The sequence below is a fragment of the Streptomyces sp. BoleA5 genome (assembly GCF_000373665.1).
Taxonomy (GTDB): Bacteria; Actinomycetota; Actinomycetes; order Streptomycetales; family Streptomycetaceae; genus Actinacidiphila.
Genome location: NZ_KB892137.1, coordinates 1 through 24,647 on the forward strand (window position 1 = coordinate 1; position 24,647 = coordinate 24,647).

General features: G+C 70.5%; 20 protein-coding genes, 1 tRNA gene and 4 pseudogenes. 13 read left to right on the forward strand and 12 right to left on the reverse strand.

Features of this window, described 5'->3' with window-relative positions:
- A partial coding sequence (locus tag B085_RS44805; RefSeq protein WP_202470631.1) for a CoA transferase occupies positions 1 to 268 on the reverse strand: 268 nt, incomplete at its 3' end.
- Positions 269 to 469: 201 nt separating this feature from the next.
- Here B085_RS44805 and B085_RS47750 point away from each other — a divergent pair.
- Positions 470 to 1,185: pseudogene (locus B085_RS47750) on the forward strand (aldehyde dehydrogenase family protein); the annotation flags it as partial.
- A 35-nt stretch (positions 1,186 to 1,220) separates the two neighbouring features.
- On the opposite strand, the gene B085_RS0135165 reads toward B085_RS47750, so the two are convergent.
- The 5 genes and pseudogenes from B085_RS0135165 to B085_RS0135185 form a co-directional block, all read right to left on the reverse strand.
- Entirely contained in the window at positions 1,221 to 2,285 is a 1,065-nt protein-coding gene (locus tag B085_RS0135165; RefSeq protein ID WP_018563293.1) for a hypothetical protein, read from the reverse strand.
- Between the two features lie 33 nt (positions 2,286 to 2,318).
- A pseudogene (locus B085_RS47755) lies at positions 2,319 to 2,556 on the reverse strand (NAD(P)(+) transhydrogenase (Re/Si-specific) subunit beta); the annotation flags it as partial.
- Between the two features lie 11 nt (positions 2,557 to 2,567).
- A pseudogene (locus tag B085_RS50265) lies at positions 2,568 to 2,724 on the reverse strand (NAD(P)(+) transhydrogenase (Re/Si-specific) subunit alpha); the annotation flags it as partial.
- 108 nt (positions 2,725 to 2,832) lie between these two features.
- The gene (locus B085_RS0135180; protein ID WP_018563296.1) at positions 2,833 to 3,426 is read right to left on the reverse strand and encodes a TetR/AcrR family transcriptional regulator; all 594 of its coding nucleotides are present in this window, start codon (positions 3,424 to 3,426) and stop codon (positions 2,833 to 2,835) included.
- A gap of 223 nt (positions 3,427 to 3,649) precedes the next feature.
- Positions 3,650 to 4,348, reverse strand: coding sequence for an NADPH-dependent F420 reductase (locus B085_RS0135185; RefSeq protein ID WP_018563297.1), 699 nt, complete (start codon positions 4,346 to 4,348; stop codon positions 3,650 to 3,652).
- Between the two features lie 662 nt (positions 4,349 to 5,010).
- Between B085_RS0135185 and B085_RS44815 the strand changes: the two genes are divergently transcribed.
- From B085_RS44815 to B085_RS0135235, 7 genes are all read left to right on the forward strand, one after another.
- Positions 5,011 to 6,690: an alpha-amylase family glycosyl hydrolase gene (locus B085_RS44815; protein WP_199789270.1), complete on the forward strand. Its 1,680-nt coding sequence runs from the start codon at positions 5,011 to 5,013 to the stop codon at positions 6,688 to 6,690.
- A gap of 285 nt (positions 6,691 to 6,975) precedes the next feature.
- Entirely contained in the window at positions 6,976 to 7,260 is a 285-nt protein-coding gene (locus B085_RS51760) for a hypothetical protein (RefSeq protein WP_324603895.1), read from the forward strand.
- Positions 7,261 to 7,520: 260 nt separating this feature from the next.
- Positions 7,521 to 8,546, forward strand: coding sequence for a LacI family DNA-binding transcriptional regulator (locus B085_RS0135215; protein WP_026251770.1), 1,026 nt, complete (start codon positions 7,521 to 7,523; stop codon positions 8,544 to 8,546).
- A gap of 370 nt (positions 8,547 to 8,916) precedes the next feature.
- Positions 8,917 to 10,950 carry a glycogen debranching N-terminal domain-containing protein gene (locus B085_RS44820; protein ID WP_158689886.1) on the forward strand — a complete coding sequence of 678 codons (2,034 nt, stop codon included), beginning with the start codon at positions 8,917 to 8,919 and terminating at the stop codon, positions 10,948 to 10,950.
- A 138-nt stretch (positions 10,951 to 11,088) separates the two neighbouring features.
- A complete protein-coding gene (locus tag B085_RS0135225; protein ID WP_018563303.1) occupies positions 11,089 to 12,381 on the forward strand; it encodes an ABC transporter substrate-binding protein in 1,293 nt (430 codons plus the stop codon).
- Positions 12,382 to 12,464: 83 nt separating this feature from the next.
- The gene (locus tag B085_RS0135230) at positions 12,465 to 13,466 is read left to right on the forward strand and encodes a carbohydrate ABC transporter permease (RefSeq protein ID WP_018563304.1); all 1,002 of its coding nucleotides are present in this window, start codon (positions 12,465 to 12,467) and stop codon (positions 13,464 to 13,466) included.
- Positions 13,463 to 14,326, forward strand: coding sequence for a carbohydrate ABC transporter permease (locus B085_RS0135235; protein ID WP_018563305.1), 864 nt, complete (start codon positions 13,463 to 13,465; stop codon positions 14,324 to 14,326). The genes B085_RS0135230 and B085_RS0135235 overlap by 4 nt, the downstream gene beginning before the upstream one ends.
- A gap of 683 nt (positions 14,327 to 15,009) precedes the next feature.
- Here B085_RS0135235 and B085_RS0135240 read toward each other — a convergent pair.
- The gene (locus B085_RS0135240; RefSeq protein WP_018563306.1) at positions 15,010 to 15,951 is read right to left on the reverse strand and encodes an oxygenase MpaB family protein; all 942 of its coding nucleotides are present in this window, start codon (positions 15,949 to 15,951) and stop codon (positions 15,010 to 15,012) included.
- A gap of 41 nt (positions 15,952 to 15,992) precedes the next feature.
- On the opposite strand from B085_RS0135240, the gene B085_RS51230 reads away from it, so the two are divergent.
- The 4 genes from B085_RS51230 to B085_RS0135255 all read left to right on the forward strand — a co-directional run bounded on the left by B085_RS51230 (position 15,993) and on the right by B085_RS0135255 (position 19,473).
- Complete coding sequence (locus B085_RS51230) at positions 15,993 to 16,376, forward strand: hypothetical protein (protein WP_420706638.1); 384 nt, start codon at positions 15,993 to 15,995, stop codon at positions 16,374 to 16,376.
- An 8-nt stretch (positions 16,377 to 16,384) separates the two neighbouring features.
- Positions 16,385 to 16,789 carry a helix-turn-helix domain-containing protein gene (locus B085_RS51235; protein WP_018563307.1) on the forward strand — a complete coding sequence of 135 codons (405 nt, stop codon included), beginning with the start codon at positions 16,385 to 16,387 and terminating at the stop codon, positions 16,787 to 16,789.
- Between the two features lie 524 nt (positions 16,790 to 17,313).
- Positions 17,314 to 17,877, forward strand: coding sequence for an NADPH-dependent FMN reductase (locus B085_RS0135250; protein WP_018563308.1), 564 nt, complete (start codon positions 17,314 to 17,316; stop codon positions 17,875 to 17,877).
- A 189-nt stretch (positions 17,878 to 18,066) separates the two neighbouring features.
- Positions 18,067 to 19,473 carry an FAD-binding oxidoreductase gene (locus B085_RS0135255; protein ID WP_051102245.1) on the forward strand — a complete coding sequence of 469 codons (1,407 nt, stop codon included), beginning with the start codon at positions 18,067 to 18,069 and terminating at the stop codon, positions 19,471 to 19,473.
- Positions 19,474 to 19,901: 428 nt separating this feature from the next.
- On the opposite strand, the gene B085_RS0135260 is transcribed toward B085_RS0135255, so the two are convergent.
- From B085_RS0135260 to sucC, 5 genes and pseudogenes are all read right to left on the reverse strand, one after another.
- A tRNA-Leu gene (locus B085_RS0135260) sits at positions 19,902 to 19,986 on the reverse strand.
- Positions 19,987 to 20,114: 128 nt separating this feature from the next.
- Positions 20,115 to 21,659 (reverse strand): aldehyde dehydrogenase family protein, encoded by a 1,545-nt coding sequence (locus B085_RS0135265; RefSeq protein WP_018563310.1) that lies wholly within the window; start codon positions 21,657 to 21,659, stop codon positions 20,115 to 20,117.
- On the reverse strand, positions 21,656 to 22,105 hold the full coding sequence (locus B085_RS0135270; RefSeq protein ID WP_018563311.1) for a carbonic anhydrase: 450 nt from the start codon (positions 22,103 to 22,105) through the stop codon (positions 21,656 to 21,658). The genes B085_RS0135265 and B085_RS0135270 overlap by 4 nt, the downstream gene beginning before the upstream one ends.
- Positions 22,102 to 22,981: pseudogene (sucD, locus tag B085_RS44830) on the reverse strand (succinate--CoA ligase subunit alpha). Before sucD ends, B085_RS0135270 begins: the two are co-directional and overlap by 4 nt.
- 5 nt (positions 22,982 to 22,986) lie before the next feature.
- Complete coding sequence (sucC, locus tag B085_RS0135280) at positions 22,987 to 24,126, reverse strand: ADP-forming succinate--CoA ligase subunit beta (RefSeq protein ID WP_018563313.1); 1,140 nt, start codon at positions 24,124 to 24,126, stop codon at positions 22,987 to 22,989.
- 185 nt (positions 24,127 to 24,311) lie between these two features.
- On the opposite strand from sucC, the gene B085_RS0135285 reads away from it, so the two are divergent.
- On the forward strand, positions 24,312 to 24,647 hold a 336-nt coding region (locus B085_RS0135285; protein WP_267881108.1), incomplete at its 3' end, for a CoA transferase.

The window sequence follows — 24,647 nt, forward strand, 5'->3', positions numbered from 1 at the left end:
CGATCGCGCCGGGCCCGAAGTTCTCGACCATCACGTCGCTGCGGGCGATCAGGTCGGTCAGGATCTCCCGTCCGCGCGGGGTCTTGGTGTTGAGCGTGATGCTGCGCTTGTTCGCGTTGAGCATCGTGAAGTACAGGCTGTCCGCCCCCGGCACGTCCCGTAGCTGACGCCGGGTGATGTCACCGCCGGGCGCCTCCAGCTTCACCACGTCCGCCCCCAGCCACGCCAGCAACTGCGTCGCCGACGGACCCGACTGGACATGCGTCATGTCCAGCACCCGAACACCCTCCAAAGCCTTCGTCACAACGGCCACCTCACATCCAACGCCGGGTCAGGAGTGGTACGTCGAGATTCCATACTGCAGATTGCATACCGTATGGAGTAACCATGGTTGCGGCAGACGCGGTGGATGTCCAGAGAACGAGGGCAAAGCTTTCCCCCGCGACACCTATGGATGACCCACGGTCACACCGGATCCGAGCCGGCCGGGCGGTCGATCGCGGCGGTCGCTGGCTCGGAAGTGAAGAAGGCTGTCCTGGAGCTGGGCGGGTCCGACCCGTGCATCGTGCTGCCCTCCGCCGACGTCCGCGCGGCGGTCCGGACCGCCGTGACCGCGCGCACGATGAACAACGGCCAGTCGTGCATCGCGGCCGAGCGGTTCATTGTCCACACCGAGGTGTACGACGAGTTCGTCGAGGCCTTCGTCGCGGGCACGAAGGCGCTGACCGTCGGCGACCCGCTCGACGAGGACACCGACATCGGGCCGATCGCCACGGAGTCCGGTCGGCGCGAACTCGCCGAACTGGTCGACGACGCCGTCTCGCAGGGCGCCGTCCTGCGGTGCGGCGGGGTCCGCAGTCGGTACCGAGGGGTGGTTCTTCGAGCCGACGGTGCTGGAGGAGGTCACCTCCGCGGTGCGGGTGTACCGGGAGGAGGCCTTCGGTCCGCTGGCCGTGGTCCACCGGGTCGACGACATCGAACAGGCCGCCGCGCTCGCCAACGACACCACCTTCGGCCTCAGCTCGTCGGTATGGACCACCGACCCCGACGAGGATCGTCAACGGCATGAGCGTCTCCTACCCCGAACTGCCGTTCGGCGGCGTGAAGGACTCGGGCATCGGCCGCGAGCTCGCCACGGAGGGCATCAGGGAGTTCTGCAACCTCAAGACGGTCCGGAAGGACTGACGGGAGCACTCCCGCACCGCGCGTCCTGGACGCGCTCAAAGTGCCGTTGCGGCCCAGCGGTTCAGCGTCCCGCTCTTGTCGTCATAGGTGAGCCAGGTCCCGTCGCCGAGCGGACGCACATAGCTGTCGACGGGGCCCGTGGGATACGCGACGGCCCCTCGTATCTCCAGGGTGCGGGCGTCGAGCAGCCAGTGGCGGGCCTGTTCGGGCTCCTCGGCGGAGTCGATCGTCGAGGCGATGACCGTGTCGGCGTCTACGAAGCCGCAGCCGTAATCCCAGCGGGGCGGGTCCCCGTCACCGGCCGGATCGGGCGAGACCTCGGCAAGCACGGTGCCGTCCAGGGCGTGCAGTTGCAGGTCCCATCCGCTGTGCTCGACGGTCAGGAAGCCCGGGTGCCCCGCATTGACGTCCATCAGGATGCGGTCCAAGCTCTCGTTCAGGTCCCAGCCGGTCAGCTCGCCGCCGTCCCGGCGCGCCCAGTGCAGCAGGACGCCGTCCTGGCCCATGCCGATGCACAGGCCCATGTGGACACCGTCCGGGTGGGACAACTGGTGCGAACCGGACGCCTCGCTGCTCAGCGGCAGCCGGTCCAGCTCCCGTCCGTCCCGGGCGTCCAGGACGACCCAGCGCTCCTCACATTCGCCTTCCGCCGACTCGGCCACGATATGCGCCCAGACGAGCCGGCCGTCGTCCGAGACCCGGCAGGAACCGTGCTCGTGACCGGGGCACACCTCCTGCTCGTCCCCCGTGTGCGGGTGGCCGATCACGGGCCCCCAGCAGGCGTGCCGGTACTCCCACAGCGTCTCGCCGCCCCTGCCCACCGCCCGTACCGCACGCTGGCCCGAGAACACCGCGAACGTGCCGTCGGGACTCACCGAGTGGACGCCGCGGTCCCACCCGGGCCAGGGAAGGGGGAAGACGGCGGTCGGCACGCTCTCGCCCGAGAACACCTCGCCCAGGTCGTGGACCTCCAGCTCGCACCCATTGCCGAGCAGGGCGCGGCACGCACCGCCCCCGCGGCTCTCGAACGCGAAGCCGTTGACGAGTGCGCCCCCACCCGGCAGCTCCACCGAGTCGCGCAGTTGTGCGGTGATCGACATGACCCGAACGTAGCGGACCCCACCGACAGCGGGTCACAGGACGCGGAGGATGTCCTCGACGCGGCCCTTGGCGTCGCCGAAGAGCATCGCGGAGTTGTCGCGGTAGAAGAGGGGGTTCTGGACTCCGGCGTAACCGGAGGCCATGGAGCGTTTGAAGACGATGACGTTCCCGACGTCCCGGGTCCTCGGCGGCCGCTGGGTTGACGGTGTCGTTGGCGCCGATGACGAGGACGACGGCGGTGTCGCCGAAGTCGTCGTTGATCTCGTCCATCGCTGGAACGGCGCGGGCAGCCGGCCGGGCAGGTCGGTGTAGCCGATGATCGTCACACCGTTGTCCGTGACCACCGCCCGGTCCCTGACCGTGCCCTCGCACGTTGCCGCCGTTGGCGGCGGCCAGGTCCACGATCACGCTGCCCGACCTCATCGACGCCACCATCTCCCGGTGCGGGGGCCCTGGCCGGCGGCCCTTGACCCAAAAAGCAGAAGACCCCTGATGAACAGGGGTCTCGAAACACGTCAGGCGGCAGGCCTCGTCACGCCCCGGTGTTCAGTGACCCATTGGGCGCAGGCCGGTCAGGACGAGGTCCACGGCGTCTTCGGCCCAGCCCATACGGCCGCCACGGCCGGCCATGTAGTCGGCATAGAAGGGGCCGAGGAGTCCGGAGACGGCCGCTTCCAGGTCGGCGCCGGGGCGGATCTCGCCGCGGTCGCACGCCTGCTCGAGGACCTGGCGCAGCAGGGCGCGCCGGGGCATTACGGTGCGCTCGCGCAGGAGGGCGAGGAGTTCGGGGGTGTGGGCCTCTTCGGCGAGACAGGTGCCGATCAGTGCCATGCCGCGGACGCGGTCCACGGTCGCGGCGAAATCCTTGAGGATCGCTGTCAAGTCGGCCCGCGTGTCACCGCTCGGCGGCGGGGCGTCGGCCATCCGCAGGGCCGCCAGCGCCGCGGTCAGGAGGTCCGCCTTGGTCTTCCAGCGCAGGTGGATGGTGGACTTGCTGACCTGCGCGGCAGCGGCGACCTGGCTCAGACTCATCCGTGTGTAGCCGTGCGAGGCCAGCAACTCCAGGGCCGCTTGGAGAATGGCCGCGTCCTTCTCGGCCGACCGCGGCCGCCCGGCGCTCTTGGTCTGAGTGTCACCCATCCCGACAGGATAGGCGGGTATCCGCACCGAGTGGTTCGGCGCCGATACCCGTGCTGCCCTGAGACAGGGCGGTGATCAGAACATGCCAGCATTGCTCCGGATCCACTGGCGGTAGGTGCGCGCCGGGCGCCCGGTCGGCTCTTCGGCGGCGGTCGAGACAGGCAGTGCCGCGGCCTCGGGGCCGAGGAAGGCTCGAAGGCATTCCCGGCCCGGCCGGTCCGAGTCAGGCGCCGGTGCGGGCTCCGGCAATGTGGAAGTTGAAGTCGGCATGGCCCAGCGCGCCCCACAGCCGCAGCCAGATCGGCAGGAGCATCTCGGTGCCGCGGGCGGTGGTGATGTCACCGAGGTCGATGACACTCGCCTCGGCCCAGCCGAAGGAGACGAGCAGTTCGGTGACGGCCTTCTTGGCGTCGGTGTCGTCGCCGGAGACGAAGACGCTGTGCTCGCCCACGACACGGGACGGCTCAACCATGACCTGGCAGTTCATGGTGTTCAGCGTCTTGACGACCTTCACCTCGGGGAAGGCCCGCTGGACCTGTTCACCGAGGCTGTCGGTGTTCACCGGGTTCAGAGACGGCGGCATGCCCTGGGAGAAGTCCAGCGGGTTGGCGATGTCGATGAGCACCTTGCCCGCCAGGTTCGCGGCACCCGCGGCCTCGAGCGCCTGCAGGGTCGCGGCACCGGAGGTGGTGTTGACCATCACCTCTCCCCAGGCGGCCGCGTCGGCGAAGGCCTCCAGGCCCACCTGCGAGTTGGCCGCGCGCCACTGGGAGAACGGCGGGTTGCCGTAGGCGTCGGGCTCGACGCGGGTGAGTGTGGCCTCAGGGTCGCGCGTGCCGACGACGACCTCGTAGCCGAGAGAGGCAAGCTTGGCGGCCATCGTCCGCCCGACGACGCCGGTGCCGAGAACCGTGTAACGCATGGAGGTGGACCCTTTCCGAGGGACGGACGTCGCGACGGAGTCCGCCCGACAGGGCAATTCTAAACCGGGTGGTTCGGTATTGTAAACAGGAGACGGAGGCTGCCGCGGCCCTGCGGGACGGCCCCGCTGCCCGGGGAAGGAGGCTGCGAACCTCGCCGCGGCAGTCACCTGCTCGCCGAACAGGGCTACACCCGCATGACCCTGGACCTACGCCGACCACCTCGCCGGGTGCACCACCTGCCCGGACGGGGCCGAACCCGCATGGCCGCCGTACTCGCCCACCCGCGGGCAAGCAGCCGCTCCCGCACCCGAGCCACCGATGCGGTACCTGACCGACGGCAGGGCACCGGCCCCGTCCCGAGGCTTCTACGGCCGCACCTTCACCCCGGCCGCCGCAAGGGACAGGGCCGTGCCCGTCTCACCCGAGCTCACCGACAACACGCCCAACCAGCGCCGCACAGCAGAACTCTCCGTCTTTCCTGTGCGCGCAGCCTCTACGTCGGCACGCACCGCGGTTAGCTTTCTCCAGGTTCCTGCGGGGATGGCAGGAACGAAACGGCTGCTGGCGCGTGCGGCTCTTCCTGTACCGACGTGAAGGAGCCGCTGTGCGTCTGTTTTCCCACGCGCGCCACAGAGTACGAGCGGGGCTGACCGCTCTGGCCGTGGTCCTCACCGCCGCCCTGGCAGGGCCCGCGCACCCTGCCCCGGCTGCGGCGGCCGCCCTCCAGGGCCTTGGAGCCCATTACGACGCGACCGGGTCGGCCATCGGCTTCCGCGTCTACTCGGCACGGGCGACACGGATCGAGGTCTACCTCTACAAGAGCCCTTCGGGGGCACAGGAGCAAGCCGGTCTGCCGCTGACGGTGGACCCCGCCACCCGCGTCTGGTCCGTGACGGTCCCCGCCGCGACGTTGCAGAGCCAGTACGGAATCACGGGGACCGTCTACTACGGCTACCGCGCGTGGGGACCGAACTGGCCGTACAACGCCTCCTGGACCAAGGGGTCCTCGGCCGGGTTCGTCGGTGACGTCGACGCCGCCGGCAATCGCTTCAACCCCAACAAGCTCCTCATCGACCCGTACGCCCGCGAGCTCAGCCACGACCCGCGCACCGCCTCGCAGAACAGCGACACGGTCTACGCCTCCGGCCCGTCGTACCGCACCCTGGACAGCGGACTGGCGGCTCCGAAGGGCATCGTGCTCCCGGACTCGGCCGCCGCCACCGGCAGCAAGCCCACCCGCGCGCTGAAGGACGACATCGTCTACGAGGTCCACGTGCGCGGCATGACCGCGAACGACCCCTCCGTCCCGGCCGCCGAACGCGGCACGTACAAGGGTGCCGCCCGCAAGGCGGCGGAACTGGCCGGACTCGGCGTCACCGCGGTGGAGTTCCTCCCCGTCCAGGAGACCCAGAATGACGCCGACGACGCCGACCCGACGAGCGCGACGGGCGACAACTACTCGGGCTACTCGACCCTGGACTACTTCGCGCCGGACCGCCGGTATGCCTCCGACCGGAGTCCCGGCGGCCCGACCCGTGAGTTCCAGGACATGGTGAAGGCCTATCACGACGCCGGGATCAAGGTCTTCACCGATGTCGTCTACAACCACACCGGCGAGGGCGGCCCCTGGAACCCCGGGGCCAAGAACACCTACAGCGTCCTGTCCTTCCGCGGCCTGGACAATCCTGAGTACTACGAGCTGACCGCGGACCTGCAGGGCCCGGTGGACAACACTGGAGTCGGCGGCAATTACAACACCTACAGCCCCGTGGCCCAGCAGCTCATCCTCGACTCTCTCGCCTACGGGAAGGACACGCTCGGCGTCGACGGCTTCCGCTTCGACCTCGCGCCCGTCCTCGGCAACACCTGCCGAACCGGCTGCTTCCGCTACAGCAGGAACGACCCCGGCACCGCCCTCAACCGGATCACCGCGGCGATGCGCGCCCACCCGCGGCCGGCGGAACCGGCACCGACTGGATCGCCGAGCCCTGGGCGCTCGGCGACGGCAGCTATCAGGTGGGCAACTTCCCGGCTGGCTGGTCCGAGTGGAACGACACCTTCCGCGACACCCTGCGCCGCGACCAGAACGCCATGGGCATCGAGGACGTCACTCCCGGCCAGTTCGCCACCCGCCTCGCCGGATCCTCCGACCTGTAACAGGACGACGGCCGCGCACCCTTCAACTCGGTCAACTTCATGGTCGCCCACGACGGCTTCACCCTCGCCGACCTGTACACGTGCAACACCAAGAACAACACGCAGCCCTGGCCGTACGGCCCCTCCGACGGCGGTAACCCCGCCGACCAGCGCAAGGCCGCCCGCAACGGCTTCGCCTTGCTGATGCTGTCCGCCGGCACGCCCATGATGACCGGCGGCGACGAGACCCTGCGCTCGACCCGCTGCAACAACAATCCGTACAACCTGGACTCCGCCACCAACTGGCTCCGCCGCAGCCCGACCGCGGACCAGAGCACCTTCCGCACCTACGCCCAGCGGCTCATCACCTTCCGCAAGGCGCACCCGGCCCTGCGTCCGGCCGCCTTCTACAGCGCCGCCGACAACAACGGCAACGGCCTGGGCCAGCTGAACTGGTTCACCCCGCCGGCAGCGCGCCCGACGGCGCCTACTGGTCCAGCCCGAACAACCACGCCTTGGCCTTGGCCTCGACGGCACCGAACTCGGCGACCCCAGCAGCGCCGTCTACGTCGGCTACAACGGCTGGTCCGGTGACGTCGACTTCACCCTCCCCTCACCCGGCTCCGGCAAGCAGTGGTACCGCGTCACCGACACCTCGACCTGGGCCGAAGGACCCGATCAGGTGGGCTCCCCCGGTTCCGAAGCCCTCGTCGGCGGCGCCGGCACTGTCTACCGCCTGCACGGCCGGGCCGCCCTCCTGCTGATCGCGAAGTAGCCCGGTCCCCGAACGCGTGGCGGGTACGCCCCGGCCCGGACGGGACTGACGGCAGTCTCGACCGGGCTGCGCGCCTGCCGCGCCCCGCCGTGTACCGGCACCAGGTGACGGACGGCCGGGAAAGCAGCCCGCCTCGTCCGCAGTCCAGGGAGCGGGGCCGCAGGGTCCAGAATGCGGCCCGCACCGGTTCGTTCGGTGGCCGTCGCGGTCGGTGAACAGGCGATGGCTGTCTCCGTCCTCGCCGGTAGACTGGTGCTCCTATGCGTAAGCGCTCCGTCTCGCCGGCTCCCACCGTCAACGATGTGGCACGTATCGCGGGGGTATCCCGCCAAACGGTCTCCAACGCCCTGAACACACCGGATCGCTTGCGCCCGGAGACGCTGGACCGCGTGCTCCGGGTGATCAAGGAGACCGGCTATGAGCCCAACCGGGCGGCGAGGTCGCTCAGGACCCAGGCGTCGCGGCAGATCGGCTACTGCGTCGAGGTAGGGCGGGGTGGCACATCGAATGTGATCCTCGACCGATTCCTGCACGCGCTCGCGGCGGCGGCCCAGGAGAACGGCTACCGCGTGGTGATCTGCGCCGCGCAGGATTTCCAGGACGAGCTGGCGACGTACGACGAGATGCTGCGCACGTCCAGCGTCGACGCCTTCATACTGTCCCGTCTCGACCCCGGCGATCCCCGACCGGAATGGCTCGCCTCACGGAACGCGCCCTTCGTGGGCTTCGGCCGGGCGTCCCATGCCCCGCCCGGGCAGCTGTGGGTTGATGTGGACGGCGCAGCCGGCATCGGCGCGGCTGTGGACCACCTCGTCGCCAGAGGTCACCGGGAGATCGCGTTCCTCGGGATGGAGGAAGGCAGCGGGCCGGGACAGGACCGCCTGCTCGGATGGCGCCTGGCGATGGACCGGCACGAACTGGTCGCCCGCAACTCCGCCCGCTCGCCCGACACGATCGCCGACGGCGCCGCCGCTGCCGCTGAACTGCTGCGCGCCTGGCCCCGCCCCACGGCGGTGGTGGCGGCCAGTGACACCCTGGCACTGGGGTGTTACACGGCAGTCCGGGACCAGGGGCTGGCCGTCGGGCGGGACGTGGCAGTGGTCGGCTTCGACGACTCCCCTGCCGCCGCGCTGGTCCAGCCCTCGCTGACCACGCTGCGGCAGCCGTTGACCGAGGTCGGACGTGCGGTGATCAGGCTGCTGACCGCCCTCCTGGCGGGGAGCCCACCCGCCGCTTCCGAGTACGTGCTGTTCGAACCGGAGTTGATCGTCCGTGAGAGCTCCTGACGCTCGCGGCTATCCGCCCGCTACTTCCGCGTAGTTTCTGCGGGACGGAAGTTGACCGTCGGCGGGAGCACCTGCGTTCCTCCACACGGAACACCACGGAAACGTTGGGGAAACTCCCCCTAGTCAGGTGGTCCACCACATGGCATAGTCCTGCGCGTCGCAGTTTTGATCGTTCAACTTTCGGGTCGCCGACGACGGTTCGGGCTCGGCGCCCGGATCACTGCACGTCAGCGACCGCCGATCGGCCGCGTGTCCACCGCTGCTGTCTTCCGCATTCACGGTCGACGCACCGGGTGACGGCACCAGCCCATGAATTCGGCGGTTGCGCTGCGCGGCCCCACCGGTGACCCGCTTGACCGAAGGAGGCAGGGTGACAATCCCTCACCCACCTGCGCTGCACGACCTCGTGACCGTGCTGCGGGCCCCCGCCGCCGCGCTGTGCGGGTCGGACGGCCAACTGCGGACGGGCGGCGCGGACGGCTACTACGACGACGACCGCCGGATGCTCTCCCGGCTGGAGGTCGAGATCGTCGATGCCGAGGTCCGGCCGGTGGGCCGGTCACTGACCCGGTCGTCCGAGGCCCGGTTCACCGCCGTCGTGCAGCCGGTCCGCGGAGCTGCGACCGACACGGACCTGATGCTGGAGCGCCGCCGGGTGCTGACGCACAGCGCCCTTGAGGAGCACCTGAGGCTGCGCACCTTCGCCGACGCCCCCCTGCGGGTGCGGGTGCGGGTGCGCGCCGAGTCGGATCTGGCTCCCGTGCACGAGGTCCGGTCGGGCGAGCGCATCCGCCCTGTCCCCCCGGTCAGCGCCGGCGGCGAGGTTCGCTGGGACCGCGACGGCACGGGGGTCGTCCTGACCGCGGACCCGGCGCCGGCCGAATGCCGGAGGGAGGACGGTGCGGCCGTCCTGTACTTCGAGGCCGAACTGCCGCCCGAAGGCTCCTGGTCGCTCTCCCTTCGCGTGTGCGCGTCGCCCGACGCCGACCCGGCGAGTACTTCCGGGCCCGCGCCGCGGACCGGCTTCGGCGCGCCCCTCGACTCGCTGCCTCCGCCATGGACCGCGCCCGCGCAGGCGCCGGTCGACCACCGCCGGGCGCGCCTGCTGCACAGCAGCCTCGAGGACCTGCGGGCCATGCTGCTGTGCGACCCTCTCGATCCGCGGGACCGCTTCCTCGCCGCCGGGAGTCCTTGGTACTTCACCCTCTTCGGACGCGATTCGCTCTGGTCCGCCCGGATGCTGCTGCCCCTGGGCACCGCGGTTTCCGGGGGCACGCTGCGCACCCTGGCCCGCAGGCAGGGCCGGCGGGACCTGCCCGAGGCGGAGGAGCAGCCGGGCAAGATCCTGCACGAGGCGCGCCCGGAGCCGCTGCGACTGGGCAGCCTCACGCTGCCCCCGCTGTACTACGGCACGGTCGACGCCACGGCGCTGTGGGTGCGCCTGCTGCACGACGCCTGGCGGGCGGGCCTGCCCGAGGCCGAGGTCGCCGAGCTGCTGCCGCACCTGCGGAAGGCCCTGCGGTGGATCACCGAAGCGGGTGACGCCGACGGGGACGGGTTCCTCGAGTACCGGGCCACCGTCCCGGGAAGCCTGGCGAACCAGGGCTGGAAGGACTCCCACGACGGGGTGCGCTGGTCCGACAGACGGCTCGCGGAGGCACCGCTGGCACTGTGCGAGGTCCAGGGGTACGCGCATGCCGCCGCCGTGCAGGGCGCTGACCTGCTGGAGAGTTTCGGTGCCGGCGGAGCGGAGCCGTTGCGGGACTGGGCGGCCCGGTTGCGTGAGCGTTTCCGCGAGGCGTACTGGGTCTGCGACGACGTCGGGCCCTATCCGGCGATCGCGTTGGACGGAGCCAAGCGGCCGGTGGACGGCGCCTCCTCCAATATGGCCCATCTGCTCGGCACCGGGCTGCTTTCACCCGACGAGGCGGCTTTGGTCGCCCGCAGACTGTCCGCGCCGGACATGGACTGCGGATTCGGACTGCGGACCCTCTCCTCCACCAGCGCTGCCTTCAACCCGATGAGCTACCACTGCGGCAGCGTCTGGCCGCACGACACAGCCATCGCCGTGCTCGGGCTGGCCGCCGAGGGCCACCACGAGGTGGCCCGCTCACTGGCGAACGGAGTGGTCGAGGCCGCGGAACGCTTCGAGTACCGACTGCCGGAGCTGTACGGAGGGGTCTCGACGGCCGACAGCGGGCCTCTGCCCGCCTATCCCTCGGCCTGCCGTCCCCAGGCCTGGGCGGCCGCCGGGGCGGTGGCGGTCATCGGGTACCTGGAGAGCCGGGGCGCGGCGCCCTCTCCGGGCTCCCCGCCTCCGCAGGCGGGGAACGCTCAGGCGCTCCCGGTGCCGACCCACCGGACAGACACTCGACCCGGACACAGCGGGCGCCTCAGGTCCTGAAACCGCCGAGGGCTGACGGGAAATGCGCCGGACAACAGAACGTCGGCGCAGTGTGCACGCTCACGATCCGATGTGATTTTTCGCTGCCGCACCATTCGAATCCGCGCCGACCGGCGCTGCTCAACGAGGAGCAAGGGAATGACCAGTCGAAGAATTCTGCAGGCGGCCGCTGTTGCCGCGGCCGCCACGCTCGCCGCAAGTGCGTGCAGCAGCAACGGGACGGACAAGAACGCGGGAGACCAGGGCTCCGGTGATCGTGGTCCCATAACCCTGGCCACCGGCAAGGACACCTCCGGCAATCTGCAGAACCTGCTCGACGAGTGGAACTCCGCGCACCCCAGGGAAAAGGCCACCATCACCGAACTGCCCACCTCAGCGGACGCGCAGCGTCAGCAGATGGTGCAGAACGCCCAGGTGAAGTCGGACGCGTACTCGGTGCTCGGCCTCGACGTGACCTGGACCGCCGAATTCGCCGCCAATCGCTGGATCGACCAACTGCCGGCCGAGGACTTCCCGCTGGACGGCCTGCTGCCGTCCGCCGTCGACACCGCGAAGTACCGGGGCAAGGTGTACGCGGCCCCGTACCAGTCCAACGGCGGGATGCTCTTCTACCGCACCGACCTGCTGAAGAAGGTCAAGGTCGAGGCGCCGACCACCTGGGCCGAGATGGCGGCCGTCTGCAAGAAGGTCCTGCAGCTGCCCGAGGCCTCCAAGATGAGCTGCTACGCGGGCCAGTTCGACAAGTACGAGGGCCTGACCGTCAACTTCTCCGAAGCCGTCCAGTCCGCCGGCGGGGAACTGTTCGACGACAACGGCAAGCCGACCGTCGACACGCCCGAGGCGAAGGCCGGCCTGAAGTGGCTCGTGGACAGCTTCAAGGACGGCACCATCCCCAAGGAGGCGCTGACCTACCAGGAGGAGAACGGCCGCGAGGCCTTCCAGGCGGGCAAGCTGGTCTTCCTGCGCCAGTGGCCGTATGTGTGGAACCTCGCCAACGAGACCGACGGCTCCTCGAAGGTGGCGGGCAAGTTCGACGTCGCTCCGCTGCCGGGAATGAACGGCCCGGGCTCCTCCACCCTGGGAGGCCTGAACCTGGCCGTGTCCACGTTCGCCCCGCACAAGGCGTCCGCGCGGGACTTCATCACGTTCCTGACCGGTGAGGGAGCCCAGCGCTCCAACCTGCTGAAGGCAGCGGTCGCGCCGACCCGGGCGAACCTGTACGGCCAGGCCGACCTTCAGAAGAAGTTCCCCTACCTCGCGACGCTCGGCGAGTCGATCGAGAGTGCCCGGCCCCGGCCGAAGGCCGTGCGCTACGGCGATGTCACCGCGGCCATCCAGAACGCCATCTATCCGGTGGTCTCCGGAAAGGCGAGCCCCGACACCGCGCTCGCCGACCTGCAGCAGCAGTTGGAGAAGATCACCGCAGAGTGAGTCGTCCCCGGCCGGGCGCGCTGCGACCTGCGCGCTCCGTGCCCGGCCGGGGCGCTCGGCGTTCCCCCGAAGAAGGACACCTCGTGACCACCACCAACCCGACAGCCACCGCGCCTCCTGTCCCAAGGCTCCGCAAGGGCCGAGGTGACGGCCGCCTCGCGGCCGCCCTGCTCTCTCCCACCCTCCTCGTCCTCGGCCTGGTCATCGCCTATCCGCTGGTGGCCGCCATAAGGGCCTCCCTCTTCCAGGAGGGCCAGGGCCTCGACGCCGACGGCTTCGTGGTGGAGGGGGAACGATTCGCGGGTCTGCGCAACTACACGGACGCGTTCTCAGGGGCCAACGCCTCGGTGTTCTGGAATGCCTTCTGGAACACCACGTTCTTCACCGTCACCACCGTGTCGATCGAGGTGCTCATCGGCATCGCGATGGCCATGGTCATGAACCACGCCCTGCGCGGGCGCGCCGTCGTGCGCGCGGCCATTCTGGTGCCGTGGGCCATCCCTACGGCCGTCTCCGCGCTGCTGTGGCGGTGGGTCTTCGACGTCAACGGCGTGGCCAACGCCCTGCTCGGCCGGCAGATCCTGTGGACCGCGGACGGGTGGCAGGCGAAGCTGGCGGTGATCGTCGCCGACACGTGGAAGACCGCGCCGTTCATCGGCCTCCTGGTTCTCGCGGGCCTGCAGTTGATACCCCGTGAGCTCTATGAGGCGGCCCGGGTCGACGGCGCCGGTCCCTGGCGCCAGTTCCGCAGCATCACACTGCCCCTGGTCAAACCCACCCTGCTGATCGCCGTCCTGTTCCGCATCCTGGACGCGCTGCGCATGTTCGACCTGCCCTTCGTCCTGATCGGCGGCCGGAAGCACGAGGTGGAGACGCTGGCGATGCTCGCGTACTACGAGGCCAGCAACCTGCGCTACGGCCCGGCGGCAGCCTACGCGACCCTCCTGTTCGCCTACGTCGTCATCGTGGCGTACGCCTTCGTGAAGCTGCTCGGCACGGACCTCATCGGAGAGGCCAGAGCCCGCCGGCGCACCGCCCGCACAACCCGGACGCCCGCCCCGGCACGAAAGGCCACCACCGCATGACCGCCGCCGACCACCACGCGCCGACCCCGGCCCGGCGGCTTCGCCCGACGGCCCTGCTGCGGCCGCTGGGTATCGCCGCCATCGTCATCTACTGTCTCGCGCCGTTCTACTGGATGGTCGTGTCGAGCTTCCGGCGCCCGACCGACCAGTTCCAGCTCTCGCTGCTGCCCCAGCCGTGGTCCGGCGCCAACTTCGCCGCGGTCTTCAGGCCGGACGTCGGCTTCCAGCGCTCGCTGCTCAACAGCCTCATCGTGGCCGGCGTGACCACCGCGCTCACGCTGCTGGTCGGCACCGTTGCGGCCTACGCGCTGGCCCGTCTGGAATTTCGCTTCAAGGGCCTTGTCGCGGCGGTCATCATCGCCACGTCCATGTTCCCCGGAATCTCGCTCATCATCCCGTTGCTGAGGCTCTTCTCGGACATCGGATGGATCAACACCTACCAGGCCATGGTCATCCCCAGCATGTCCTTCGCCCTTCCGCTGGCCGTGTGGACGCTCACCGCGTTCTTCCGCCAGCTGCCGGCGGAACTCGAGCAAGCCGCCATGGTGGACGGCTGTACTCGGGGGCAGGCATTCCGGAAGGTCATCATTCCCATCGCCGCTCCGGGCATCTTCACCACGGCGATCATCACCTTCATCGCGGCCTGGAACGAATTCATCATCGCTCTGTCCATGGTCAACCAGAAGTCGATGCAGACGGCGACCGTCGCCATCTCGCGCTTCACCGGCGCCTACCGCTTCGACCAGCCGTACGGCACGCAGATGGCGGCCGGTGTCCTCGTCACGGTCCCACTTGTCATCGCCGTACTCGTCTTCCAGCGGCGCATCATCGCCGGACTGACCGCCGGCGGCGTCAAGTAGGGAGCTCTTCCCGGGGGGGGTGGACACCAGACCGTACGCCGGCGTCCAGCGATCTCGTTCGGACACGCAGCCGGCCTCGGCATCGACCTGGAAACCGTCCAACGCCAGCCGGATCCGCTGCCCCGGCGGTGGACGGTTGAGCGCACGCCGGGCAGGCCGATGTTCCACCGCCGACGGACCTGACGGCGAAGCCTCCCCGGCCGATCCGAGGCCGTCGTCCACCTTGCCATGACCGACCTGATGACCCGGCGCCTCACTGGTGGAGCCACCCCGACCGGCGAGACCCCATCCCTCGGAACGAGACGCTGTCCGCGGGATGGAACACAGGGAGGAAACGACCTCCAATGGTTGGTGAGACGGGGCCGCCCCTGGAATACGCCCTGGCCAACAAGGTCGACCACCCCCGCGACCACCGCGTCCGCGAGCGCGATGTCGTGCCCGAGCTCGACGCGTGGGGCTCCCTGCGGTTCGCTCCATGCCGGAAGGCAGCCGCCATCGACCGGATGCACAAAGCGCAACTCGTGCGTGCCGATGCAGCCGCCGCCACCGCAGTCCCAACTGCGCACCGGCAACCCTGCGTGTTCTCGCACGAGCGGATCGCCGAGCTCGTGACTGCAACAGGAGACGCGGCCGGTACGTTCCGCAACGCCCAGGGGCGGCCGCCCGAGCGGAGGGCTGACAGCTCAGTCGGCGTCCGACCGCTCCCCGTGCCGGATGGGACAGCCACGCATGCCGGGGATCGGGCGGGTGCCCAGTTCGTCCAGCCGGTAGCCGTTCGGGTAGCCCTTGATCTCCCAGTTCTGCCGCGCATAGTGCGGGGCGCGCCGTGGCGGCATCAGACGGACGGCGCGTCCGCGCAGCCGTACCGCGCGGCGGACGAACGCGCGCGTGGCGGCGCTCGGCGGGGTGTAGCGGAAGGCCCGTAGCAGCGGTTCGTCGAGCAGGGTGAGCGTCGCGGTGCGCAGTAGGGGGCGCAGCGGGCGCGGATACCAGGAGGTCATCAGGGCGAGCGTGGCGTCGGAGACCCGCCGCGCGTCCTTGTCCCAGGCGAAGTGGGCCGCCTCGTAGGTGTCGAGGCAGTGCTCGAACTCCTCGTAGGTCTCGGGGATGCCCTTGATGCCCATGTGCCGACCCAGCGTGCGGTAGTGGACGGCGCTGGCCATGGTTTCGTGGCGCGACAGCCTGCGCCAGCCGTAGGCGTCGATCCACCGTTTGGGCGTCACGACGAACGTGCAGAGCACGTACCGCATGTCGTCGTTGCTGATGTCGTAGCTGCGGTGCATCTGGTTGATGCGGCGGATCGCTGTGCGGCCCTGTTCGCTGTCGAAGCCGTGTTCGATGACGGCGTCGAGGAGCAGGGACGTGTCGTCGTACCGCTTCTGTGTCCGGTCGGTGAGCTCGGCCGTCTCGGCGAGCAGCCGGCCGATGCTGGGCACGGCGTACGTTCGGTACAGGGCGAGCTCGAGGGACCGGGTGAAGTCCCACGGAAACTCGTATGCCGACGCGAGCCGATAGATCTCCGAAGCGTCCCTGTACGGGTCCAGCCGCCGGATCTGTTCCAGACGTTCGAAGCGCTTCACCAGACCGTCCGCCTTCTGCCGCCGGGGATCCAACTCTACGCCCATACGCGGTGGGTCCGGTGGAAGTCGCCGGAATCGACTGGAATGTGACCGGACTCCGGCGAGCGAGCGCCCCGCTGAAGGAGGACATGTTTCCGCACGTTCTCGTCGCCCTGCAGGAATCGGGGGTCCCCCGGTTCAGCCAGGGAGGCAACCAGGGTGAGATCCGGGCGGGCGATCTCACGGTGATCGAGAACGCGAGGCCCTACGAGATCTTCTTTCGGAGCCCCGTGCGCACGGTCGTCGTCCGCGTTCCCACACACATCCTGGGGCCGCGGTCCTCCCTGCTCGGCCAGGTCGCGGCCGTACGGCTCGGCTCGGAACGCCCGCTCGTGGGCGCCGCAGTGGCGTTCTTCGCCCGGCGGCCCGCAGTCAGGCCGCTCTCGGCGAGACCGAGGCCGCCCTGTTCGCGCAGCCCAGCGTCGACCTGATCAGGGCCGTGGTCACCACGGGCCTCGGCCGCGACGACCTGGCCCGGGGGCCTTTGCACGACACGCTTCTCCAGCGCGTCGAGGAATACGTCCGCCTCCATCTGGCAGAACCCGACCTGACCGCCGCACGCATCGCCGCCACACACCATGTCTCCGTACGCCGGCTCTACCTGACCCTGTCCCGGGCGGGCATCGCACTCGGCGACTGGATAAGGACGCAGCGCCCCGAGGAGTGCAGGAAGGAACTGGCTTCGCCCGTGCACCAATTCATGACGATCGAGGCGATCGCCCACCGGTGGGGGTTCGCCGGCGCGCCCCATTTCAGCCGCGTCTTCAAAGCCGCGTACGGCGTGAGCCCCCGCGAGTGGCGCCACCGAAGCCGCGAGCTCCCCGGCGAGGCCGCACCCGCCTGACCCTGAGGGCGACTCGCCGGCACTCCCACGCCAAGCGGCACGCCGGTCGCGGTCTCTTGCCTCCCCGTGCACGGATCCGTCGGCCGACTTGCCTTCCCGTGCAGGGATTCGGGTCCGTGCACGGCGCCGAGGAGCCGGCCACCGGAGTGCCGGACCCCTCGGCGGCGGGACGTGCCGCCGACGCCGCGCGGCCCCCTGGGACGGCGGAACGGCAGCCGCCGACAGGCGCCTCGACCGAAGTTCCCGCCCCGCCGGGCTCCCGCGGCCCTCCCCCTCACGCGACCGGCGTGCGGCCCACAGATGGGTCACATGGGGCATCTCGCCCTGGTTGCCATCCCGGTTCCCTCGTCCTACGGTCGCCACCGACGACGGCGTCGGCACCGAGTCCGCGGCACTCGACCAGGGCGGATACCCCAAGAGGAGCCACCTCGCGTGCTCCCTCCCCCGGTGGCCGGGCACGTTCGGCTCCGGCGCGGGGCACCGCCTCCGCGCCCCGCGTGCGCCGCACCCACGAAAGGCACGACATGACCAAGATCGCGATCATCCTCGGCAGCACCCGCCCCGGGCGCAACGGCGCCGCCGTGGCGGACTGGATACTCGACATCGCCAAGCAGCGCTCCGATGCGGAGTTCGAGCTCGTGGACCTGGCCGACCACCCGCTGCCGCTCCTCGACGAGGCGCTTCCCCCGTCGCTCGGGCAGTACCAGAACGACCACACCAAGGCGTGGGCGTCGAGGATCGCCGAGTTCGACGGCTACGTGTTCGTCACCCCGGAGTACAACCACTCCACCACCGGCGCCCTGAAGAACGCCCTCGACTACCTGTACGCGGAGTGGAACAACAAGGCCGCCGGCTTCGTGGGCTACGGCTCCGGCGGTGGCATCCGCGCCGTGGAACACCTGCGCCTCATCGCGAGTGAGCTGCAGATCGCCACGGTGCGCGCGCAGGTCGCGCTGTCCCTCCTGGCCGACTTCGAGAACTACAGCGTCTTCAAGCCGGGCCCGCACCACCGGGCCACCGCGGAGGCCATGCTCGACCAGGTCGTCAGCTGGTCGAGGGCCCTGCAGCCGCTGCGCGCCGGCGCCTGATCGACCACTGCCCGACCGGTACCGGGGCACCTTCCGGAGATGTTAGATTACATAGGCAATCTATAGGACCCAAGCCTGCCCGGAGAGACGGCCTTGCCGCCATCGATGCGGCATCGACTCGCACGCGTGGGACGACTCGGCGGCCATCTGCCCGTCGGGGCGTCCCGCGGCACATTTCACGAGGGACTCATGACTTTCGACGATCCGTTCCCACCTGTGTCGGCTGCGGAGGCGGCCGAACTCGCATCGCTGGTGAGCGGGCCCGTTCTGCTGCCCGGCGATGAGGGTTACGACGCCGAGTGCCGGATCCACAACCTGAACGTCTCCTTGGAGCCGGCGCTCGCGGTCGGCGCCGTCGACGCGGCCGACGTGCGGGCGGCGGTCTCCTTCGCGGCCCGCGATGGTCGGCCCGTGACGGTCAAGACCACAGGACACCAGCAGGTCGACCCCGCCCGGGGCGGGGTCCTGATCTCCACCCGGCGCATGAAGGGCATCGCGGTCGACGCCGGCAGGCGACGCGTGCGGGTCGAGGCCGGGGTGGTCTGGCAGGAGGTGATCGACCGGGCGGCCGAGGTGGGCCTGGCCCCGGTGAGCGGCTCTGCTCCGCTGGTGGGCGTGGCCGGCTACACCCTCGGCGGGGGACTCAGCCCGGTCCTCGGCCGGAGCCTGGGATACGCGGCCGACCACGTCCGCTCGCTGGAAGTGGTGACCGCCGACGGCGCGTTGCGGCACGTCACGGCCGACAGCGACCCCGAACTGTGGTGGGCGCTGCTCGGCGGCAAGGGCAACTTCGGTGTGGTCACCGCGCTGGAGTTCGACCTGTTCCCGCTCACCCGCTTCTACGGCGGCGGCATCCACTTCCCCGGCGAACACCTCGCCGATGTCCTGCACGCCTGGCGCACCTGGCAGGTGGACATGCCGCAGGAGATGTCCACCTCACTGGCCGTGCAGCGACTGCCCCCGCTGCCGGAGTTGCCGGAGCCGCTGCGCGGGGCGTTCGTGGTGCACGTGCGCTTCGCCTTCCTCGGTCCGGCCGACGAGGGCGACCGGCTGATCGCACCCCTGCGCGCGGCCGCCCCGGCGCTCGTCGACACCGTGGGCGAGATGCCCTACACCGCCATGGGAGCCATCCACATGGACCCTCCGACACCGATGCCCTACTACGACCGCACCACGATGCTGCGCGCGTTCCCCGCCGAGGCGGCCGACAAGCTGATCGAACTGCTCGGCCCCGGTTCGGACTCCCCGCTGGCCAGCGTCGAGATCCGCATGCTCGGCGGTGCGCTCGACCGTGAGCCCGCGGTGCCCAACGCCGTGTCCACCCGGGGGCTTCCGTTCGTCCTCTTCGGCTTCGGCGTGGGCTCCCCGGACCAGGCCGGATTCCTCGTCGGCGCACTCGAAAAGGTCATGAAGGCGATGGAGCCCTGGGCCGACGGCCGCAGGATGGTCAACTTCCTCTCCGTCGAGGAGGCCACCGACCCCGACCGGTTGAGCCAGGCCTACGGCCCCGAGCGCTACCGCCGACTGACCGCCGCGAAGAAGACATACGACCCGGCCAACATGTTCCGGGTGAACCACAACATCCTGCCCGGCTGACGGAGGGACTGCGCCCCGGGGGCCGGACCCACACCTCCGGCCCCTGGGGCACGGCGGTCCCGCCGCCCCGTCATTCGGAGGGGGCTGCCACAGCGCCAGACGCTCGGGGGGCGGCGACGTCGGCCAGGTTCAGATGGAACACGCCGGCCAGTACGTCGTACCAGTCGTCGGCGAGTCGACGGTGCGCTCGTACGTGCCTTCGGCGTCGATCCGGCGCAGCACACAGGGAGCGCTGCCGCCGAGTCTGATGCCGTCATGGCCCACCTCTCTCGGGCACGTGCATCCGGCGCGTGAGAGGTGGCCGGCCGGCAGGCTCTTGCGGCATGATCCGGAGGTTCGCGCATCGGCCGTGCGCTCGGACCGCGATCACCTGCGAAGAGACAGAAGGGGCCGCGACCGTCAGGTCGGAGCCCCATCGCCACAGCGAGTGTCCGAGGGGGGACTTGAACCCCCACGCCCGATAAAGGGCACTAGCACCTCAAGCTAGCGCGTCTGCCATTCCGCCACCCGGACAGGTGATCCGCAGGGCTGGCCCCGCGGCGACAGGCACAACGATACCAAGGATTCGGGGTGGGTTTCACCTGCGTATCCGCTGGGTGCACGGGGTGCCGGGGCCGCACGCGGCCCCGGCACCGGCGGGCTCAGGCCGCCTCGGGCGGCAAGAGGTGGTAGCCGGGGAAGTTCCCCGGCGGGCGCTCGTCCGCGGGGCCCTGGGTGACGGCGCGGACCAGCAGGTCGCCGCCGACGAAGGCACCGCGCCAGGAGGCCCCGAGGCCGCCGAAGTACTCGGCGCGGTCGCCGCGGGACCGGGGCCGGTTGTGGCCGACCTTGAAGGCGCGGATCTCCGGGGCGAGGCGGGCGTAGGTGTCCTCGTCGTCGGTGGAGAGGGTCGCGACGAGGGCGCCGTTGCCGGCGTTCATGGCGGCCAGCAGTTCCGCCTCGGTGTCGGCCAGGACGATCGTGTCGACCGGGCCGAAGGGCTCCGCCTGGTGCAGCGGGGAGGTGGGGGGCGGATTCAGGAGGGCGACCGGCGCCAGGTAGGCGGAGGTGTCCTGGCCGGGCAGGAGGCGGGCGTCGGCCAGGTTGCCGCGGTGCACGGGTATCGCGCCGCGGTCGACGGCCTCGGAGACGAGGTCGCCGAGTTCCTTGGCCTTGGCCGCGTTGATCAGCGGCCCGAAGTCGAGCTCGGGGAGGTCGTCCCCGGGGTCGTCGACGGCCAGCGGGTGGCCGAACCGTACGGACCGCACTGCGGGCAGGTAGGCGGACAGGAAGTCGGCGAGGAGTTCGCGCCGCACGACGAAGCGCGGGTAGGCGGTGCAGCGCTGCTTGGCGTACTCGAAGGTCCCGCGGATGTGGCCGCCGAGGGACTCCCAGTCGCTGTAGTCCCACACGCCCCAGGCGTTCAGCCCCTCCTGCCCCATGACATGGCGTCTGCCCGGGTCGGCCACGGCTGTGGCGGCCCGGACGCCCGTGTCCCGGCCGCCGAGGGAGGAGACGCAGCCCAGCTCGGGGGCACGCACCAGCTCCGCGGAGAACTCGTCGCCGCCGCTGACCAGGGTCACCGGTACGTCCTCGCGGGCGATGAGCGCGCAGGCGAGGGTGAGGCAGGCCAGGCCCCCGTCGGCGGGGGTCCTGGCGACGACGGCGTTGCCGGCCAGTGCCTGTACGAGCATGGCGTGGACCAGGACGCTCATGGGGTAGTTCCAGCCGGCGACGTTGCCGACCGGGCCGGGCAGCGGCCGGCGCCACTCGACCATGTCGTCGATCTCGCCGACGTACCAGCGGACGCCGTCGATGGCCCGGTCGACGTCGGCCTGGGCGAGCCGCCAGGGCTTGCCGATCTCCCAGACCAGGAGGAGGGCGAGCAGCGTGCGGTGCTCGCTGAGTGCGTCCAGGGCGGCCGAGACCCGCGCCCTGCGCTCGGGGACGGGGATGACCCGCCAGGCGCGGTGCTGGTCCAGGGCGGCGCGGGCGGCCCGCCGGGCGGTGTCCGCGTCGAGCCGGGGCGCCCCGGCGACGGGGGTGCCGTCGACGGGGCTGATGGCCGGCAGGATCCGGCCGTCGGGCCGCCACGCCCCGGCCCAGAGGTTGAGGACGCGGTCGTCGTGGAACGCCTCCGGGGCGGCCCGAAGACACCGCTGCCAGGCGTCGGTCCAGGCCGTCCCGGATTTGAGGGCGAGGGTCACGGGTTCTCCGCTCGCTCGGGGCGGATCTCTCGCAGCGCACCGCCCCGGGTGTAGAGGAATCCCCGTACCAGCTCGGTGCGGGGCAGTTCCGTGGTCTCGCGGAGGCGTTCGATGCACGCGCGCAGGTCCTCGGTGGGGTCGCCGAGTGCCGCGCAGTCCTCGTGGTGCACCAGCACGATCCGGCGGGTGCCGCCTCGAAGCTGGCTCAGTCGCAGCGAGCGGATCGTGTCGGGGGTGACGCAGCCGCCCGCGTTGCGGATGACGTCCGCCTCGCCCGCCCGCAGCCCGAACATGGCCTCGACGCCGAGCCGGGAGTCCATGCACGCGACGATGGCGACTCCGGTGCGGGCCTCCTTGCGCTCCAGGTCGAGCGGTGTGAGTGCCGCGCCCACGTCGTATCTGCGGATGAGCAACTGCTCGACGGCCGCGGCCCCTGCGGGGGTCACCGCAGCAGTCCGCGGACGAGACGTGCGGTCTCCGAGGGGGTGCTGCCGACCTTGACGCCGGCGGCCTCCAGGGCCTCCTTCTTGGCCTGGGCGGTGCCGGAGGAGCCGGAGACGATGGCTCCGGCGTGGCCCATGGTCTTGCCCTCGGGCGCGGTGAAGCCGGCGACGTAGCCGACGACCGGCTTGGTGACCAGGCGGGAGATGTAGGAGGCGGCGCGCTCCTCCGCGTCGCCGCCGATCTCGCCGATCATGACGATGAGCTCGGTCTCCGGGTCGTCCTGGAAGGCGCGCAGGCAGTCGATGTGGGTGGTGCCGATGACGGGGTCGCCGCCGATCCCGACCGCGGTGGAGAAGCCGAGGTCGCGCAGCTCGTACATCAACTGGTAGGTCAGCGTGCCGGACTTGGACACCAGGCCGATCCGGCCGGAGGTCGTGATGTCGGCCGGGATGATGCCCGCGTTGGACTGTCCGGGGCTGATGAGGCCGGGGCAGTTGGGCCCGATGACGCGGGTGCCGGAGGCGACCGCGCGGGCCCGGAAGGCGACCGTGTCGTGGACGGGGACGCCCTCGGTGATGACGACGACGAGCCCGAGCCCGCCGTCGACGGCCTCGTCGACGGCGGCGCGCACGAAGGGCGGCGGCACGAAGACGACGCCGGCGTCGGCGCCGGTCATGCCGACGGCCTCCTTGACCGAGCCGAAGACCGGGACGGTGCGCCCGTCGAAGTCGACCCTCGTGCCGGCCTTGCGCGGGCGGGTTGACGCCGCCGACGACGTCCGTCCCCGAGGCGAGCATGCGGCGGGTGTGCTTCATGCCCTCCGAGCCGGTCATGCCCTGGACGATCACCTTGCTGTTGCGGTCGAGGAAGATGGCCATCGCGATCAGCTCCTTGCGGGCTCGGCGGCCCGCGCGGCCGCGCCGTCCATGGTGTCCAGCCGCTGTACGAGGGGGCCCAGCGACGCCGCGGCCTCGTCGAGCACGGCCCGGCCGCGCTTGGCGTTGTTGCCGTCGAGGCGGACGACGAGGGGCTTGGTGAGCTCGACCAGGCCGAGTGCCTGGACGATGCCGTCGGCGACCGCGTCGCAGGCGGTGATGCCGCCGAAGACGTTGACGAGGACGGAGGTGACGTCGGGGTCGGAGAGGATGACACCGAGCCCGTCGGCCATGACCTGGGCGGAGGCGCCGCCGCCGATGTCGAGGAAGTTGGCGGGGGCCCCGCCGTGGTGGGCGACCACGTCCAGGGTGCTCATGACGAGTCCCGCGCCGTTGCCGATGACGCCGACGGTGCCGTCGAGCTTGACGTAGTTGAGGCCCTTGGCGCGGGCGGCGGCCTCCAGCGGGTCGCCCTCGCCGGGGGTCTCGTACGCCTCGTGGGCGGGGTGCCGGAAGCGGGCGTTGGCGTCGAGGGACACCTTGCCGTCGAGGGCGAGGACGCGGCCGTCCGTGGTGCGGATCAGCGGGTTGACCTCGACGAGGAGGGCGTCCTCGGCGGTGAAGACCTCCCACAGCGCGGTCAGTACGGGCACGGTCTCCTCGGGGAGCCCGGCGGCTTCGGCGATCTGCCGGGCCTTCTCCTCGGTCACGCCCTCGGTGACGTCGACGGGGACGCGGGCCAGGGCCTCCGGCCGGGTGGCGGCGACCTCCTCGATGTCCATGCCGCCCTGGGCGGACGCCATGGCGAGGAAGGTGCGCTCGGCACGGTCGAGGAGGAAGGAGACGTAGTACTCGTCCTGGATGTCGGCGGTCGGCGTCAGCATGACCTTGCCGACCGTGTGGCCCTTGATGTCCATGCCGAGGATGGCGCGGGCCTTGTCCTCCGCGTCCGCAGGGTCGGAGGCGAGCTTCACACCGCCGGCCTTGCCACGGCCGCCGGTCTTCACCTGGGCCTTCACCACGACCTGTCCGCCGAGGCGTTCGGCCGCGGCCCGGACCTCGGCGGGGTCGTCCACCACATGGGCGTCGAGCACGGGCACTCCGTGCCGCGCGAAGAGCTCCCGTGCTTGGTACTCGAACAGATCCATCGTCAAACGCACCTGCCCTGACTCGGGGTCGAACGATAATCCGGTGCAGACCTCTGGACACCGGGTCGTCGATGCGGGATAAACGTCTGCATACAGTATTCGTCGGCTGTATGCAATGTACAGACTGCAGAACGGAATCTTGCGATCTGCCTGCTCACGGGCCCCGACCGGAAGGAACCCTGGTTGTGACGAAGGCTTTGGAGGGTGTTCGGGTACTGGACATGACGCATGTCCAGTCGGGTCCGTCGGCGACGCAGTTGCTGGCGTGGCTGGGGGCGGACGTGGTGAAGCTGGAGGCGCCCGGCGGTGACATCACCCGGCGTCAGCTACGGGACGTGCCGGGGGCGGACAGCCTGTACTTCACGATGCTCAACGCGAACAAGCGCAGCATCACGCTCAACACCAAGACCCCGCGCGGACGGGAGATCCTGACCGACCTGATCGCCCGCAGCGACGTGATGGTCGAGAACTTCGGGCCCGGCGCGATCGACCGCATGGGCTTCACCTGGGAGCGGATCCAG

Bases quoted from the DNA above. Each gene is read 5' to 3' on its own strand.
- B085_RS0135255 (WP_051102245.1), top strand. From the start codon at position 18,067: ATGACTTTCGACGATCCGTTCCCACCTGTGTCGGCTGCGGAGGCGGCC.
- sucC (WP_018563313.1), bottom strand. From the start codon at position 24,126: ATGGATCTGTTCGAGTACCAAGCACGGGAGCTCTTCGCGCGGCACGGA.
- B085_RS0135215 (WP_026251770.1), top strand. From the start codon at position 7,521: ATGCGTAAGCGCTCCGTCTCGCCGGCTCCCACCGTCAACGATGTGGCA.
- B085_RS0135180 (WP_018563296.1), bottom strand. From the start codon at position 3,426: ATGGGTGACACTCAGACCAAGAGCGCCGGGCGGCCGCGGTCGGCCGAG.
- B085_RS0135250 (WP_018563308.1), top strand. From the start codon at position 17,314: ATGACCAAGATCGCGATCATCCTCGGCAGCACCCGCCCCGGGCGCAAC.
- B085_RS0135240 (WP_018563306.1), bottom strand. From the start codon at position 15,951: ATGGGCGTAGAGTTGGATCCCCGGCGGCAGAAGGCGGACGGTCTGGTG.
- B085_RS0135165 (WP_018563293.1), bottom strand. From the start codon at position 2,285: ATGTCGATCACCGCACAACTGCGCGACTCGGTGGAGCTGCCGGGTGGG.
- B085_RS0135225 (WP_018563303.1), top strand. From the start codon at position 11,089: ATGACCAGTCGAAGAATTCTGCAGGCGGCCGCTGTTGCCGCGGCCGCC.
- B085_RS0135185 (WP_018563297.1), bottom strand. From the start codon at position 4,348: ATGCGTTACACGGTTCTCGGCACCGGCGTCGTCGGGCGGACGATGGCC.
- B085_RS0135235 (WP_018563305.1), top strand. From the start codon at position 13,463: ATGACCGCCGCCGACCACCACGCGCCGACCCCGGCCCGGCGGCTTCGC.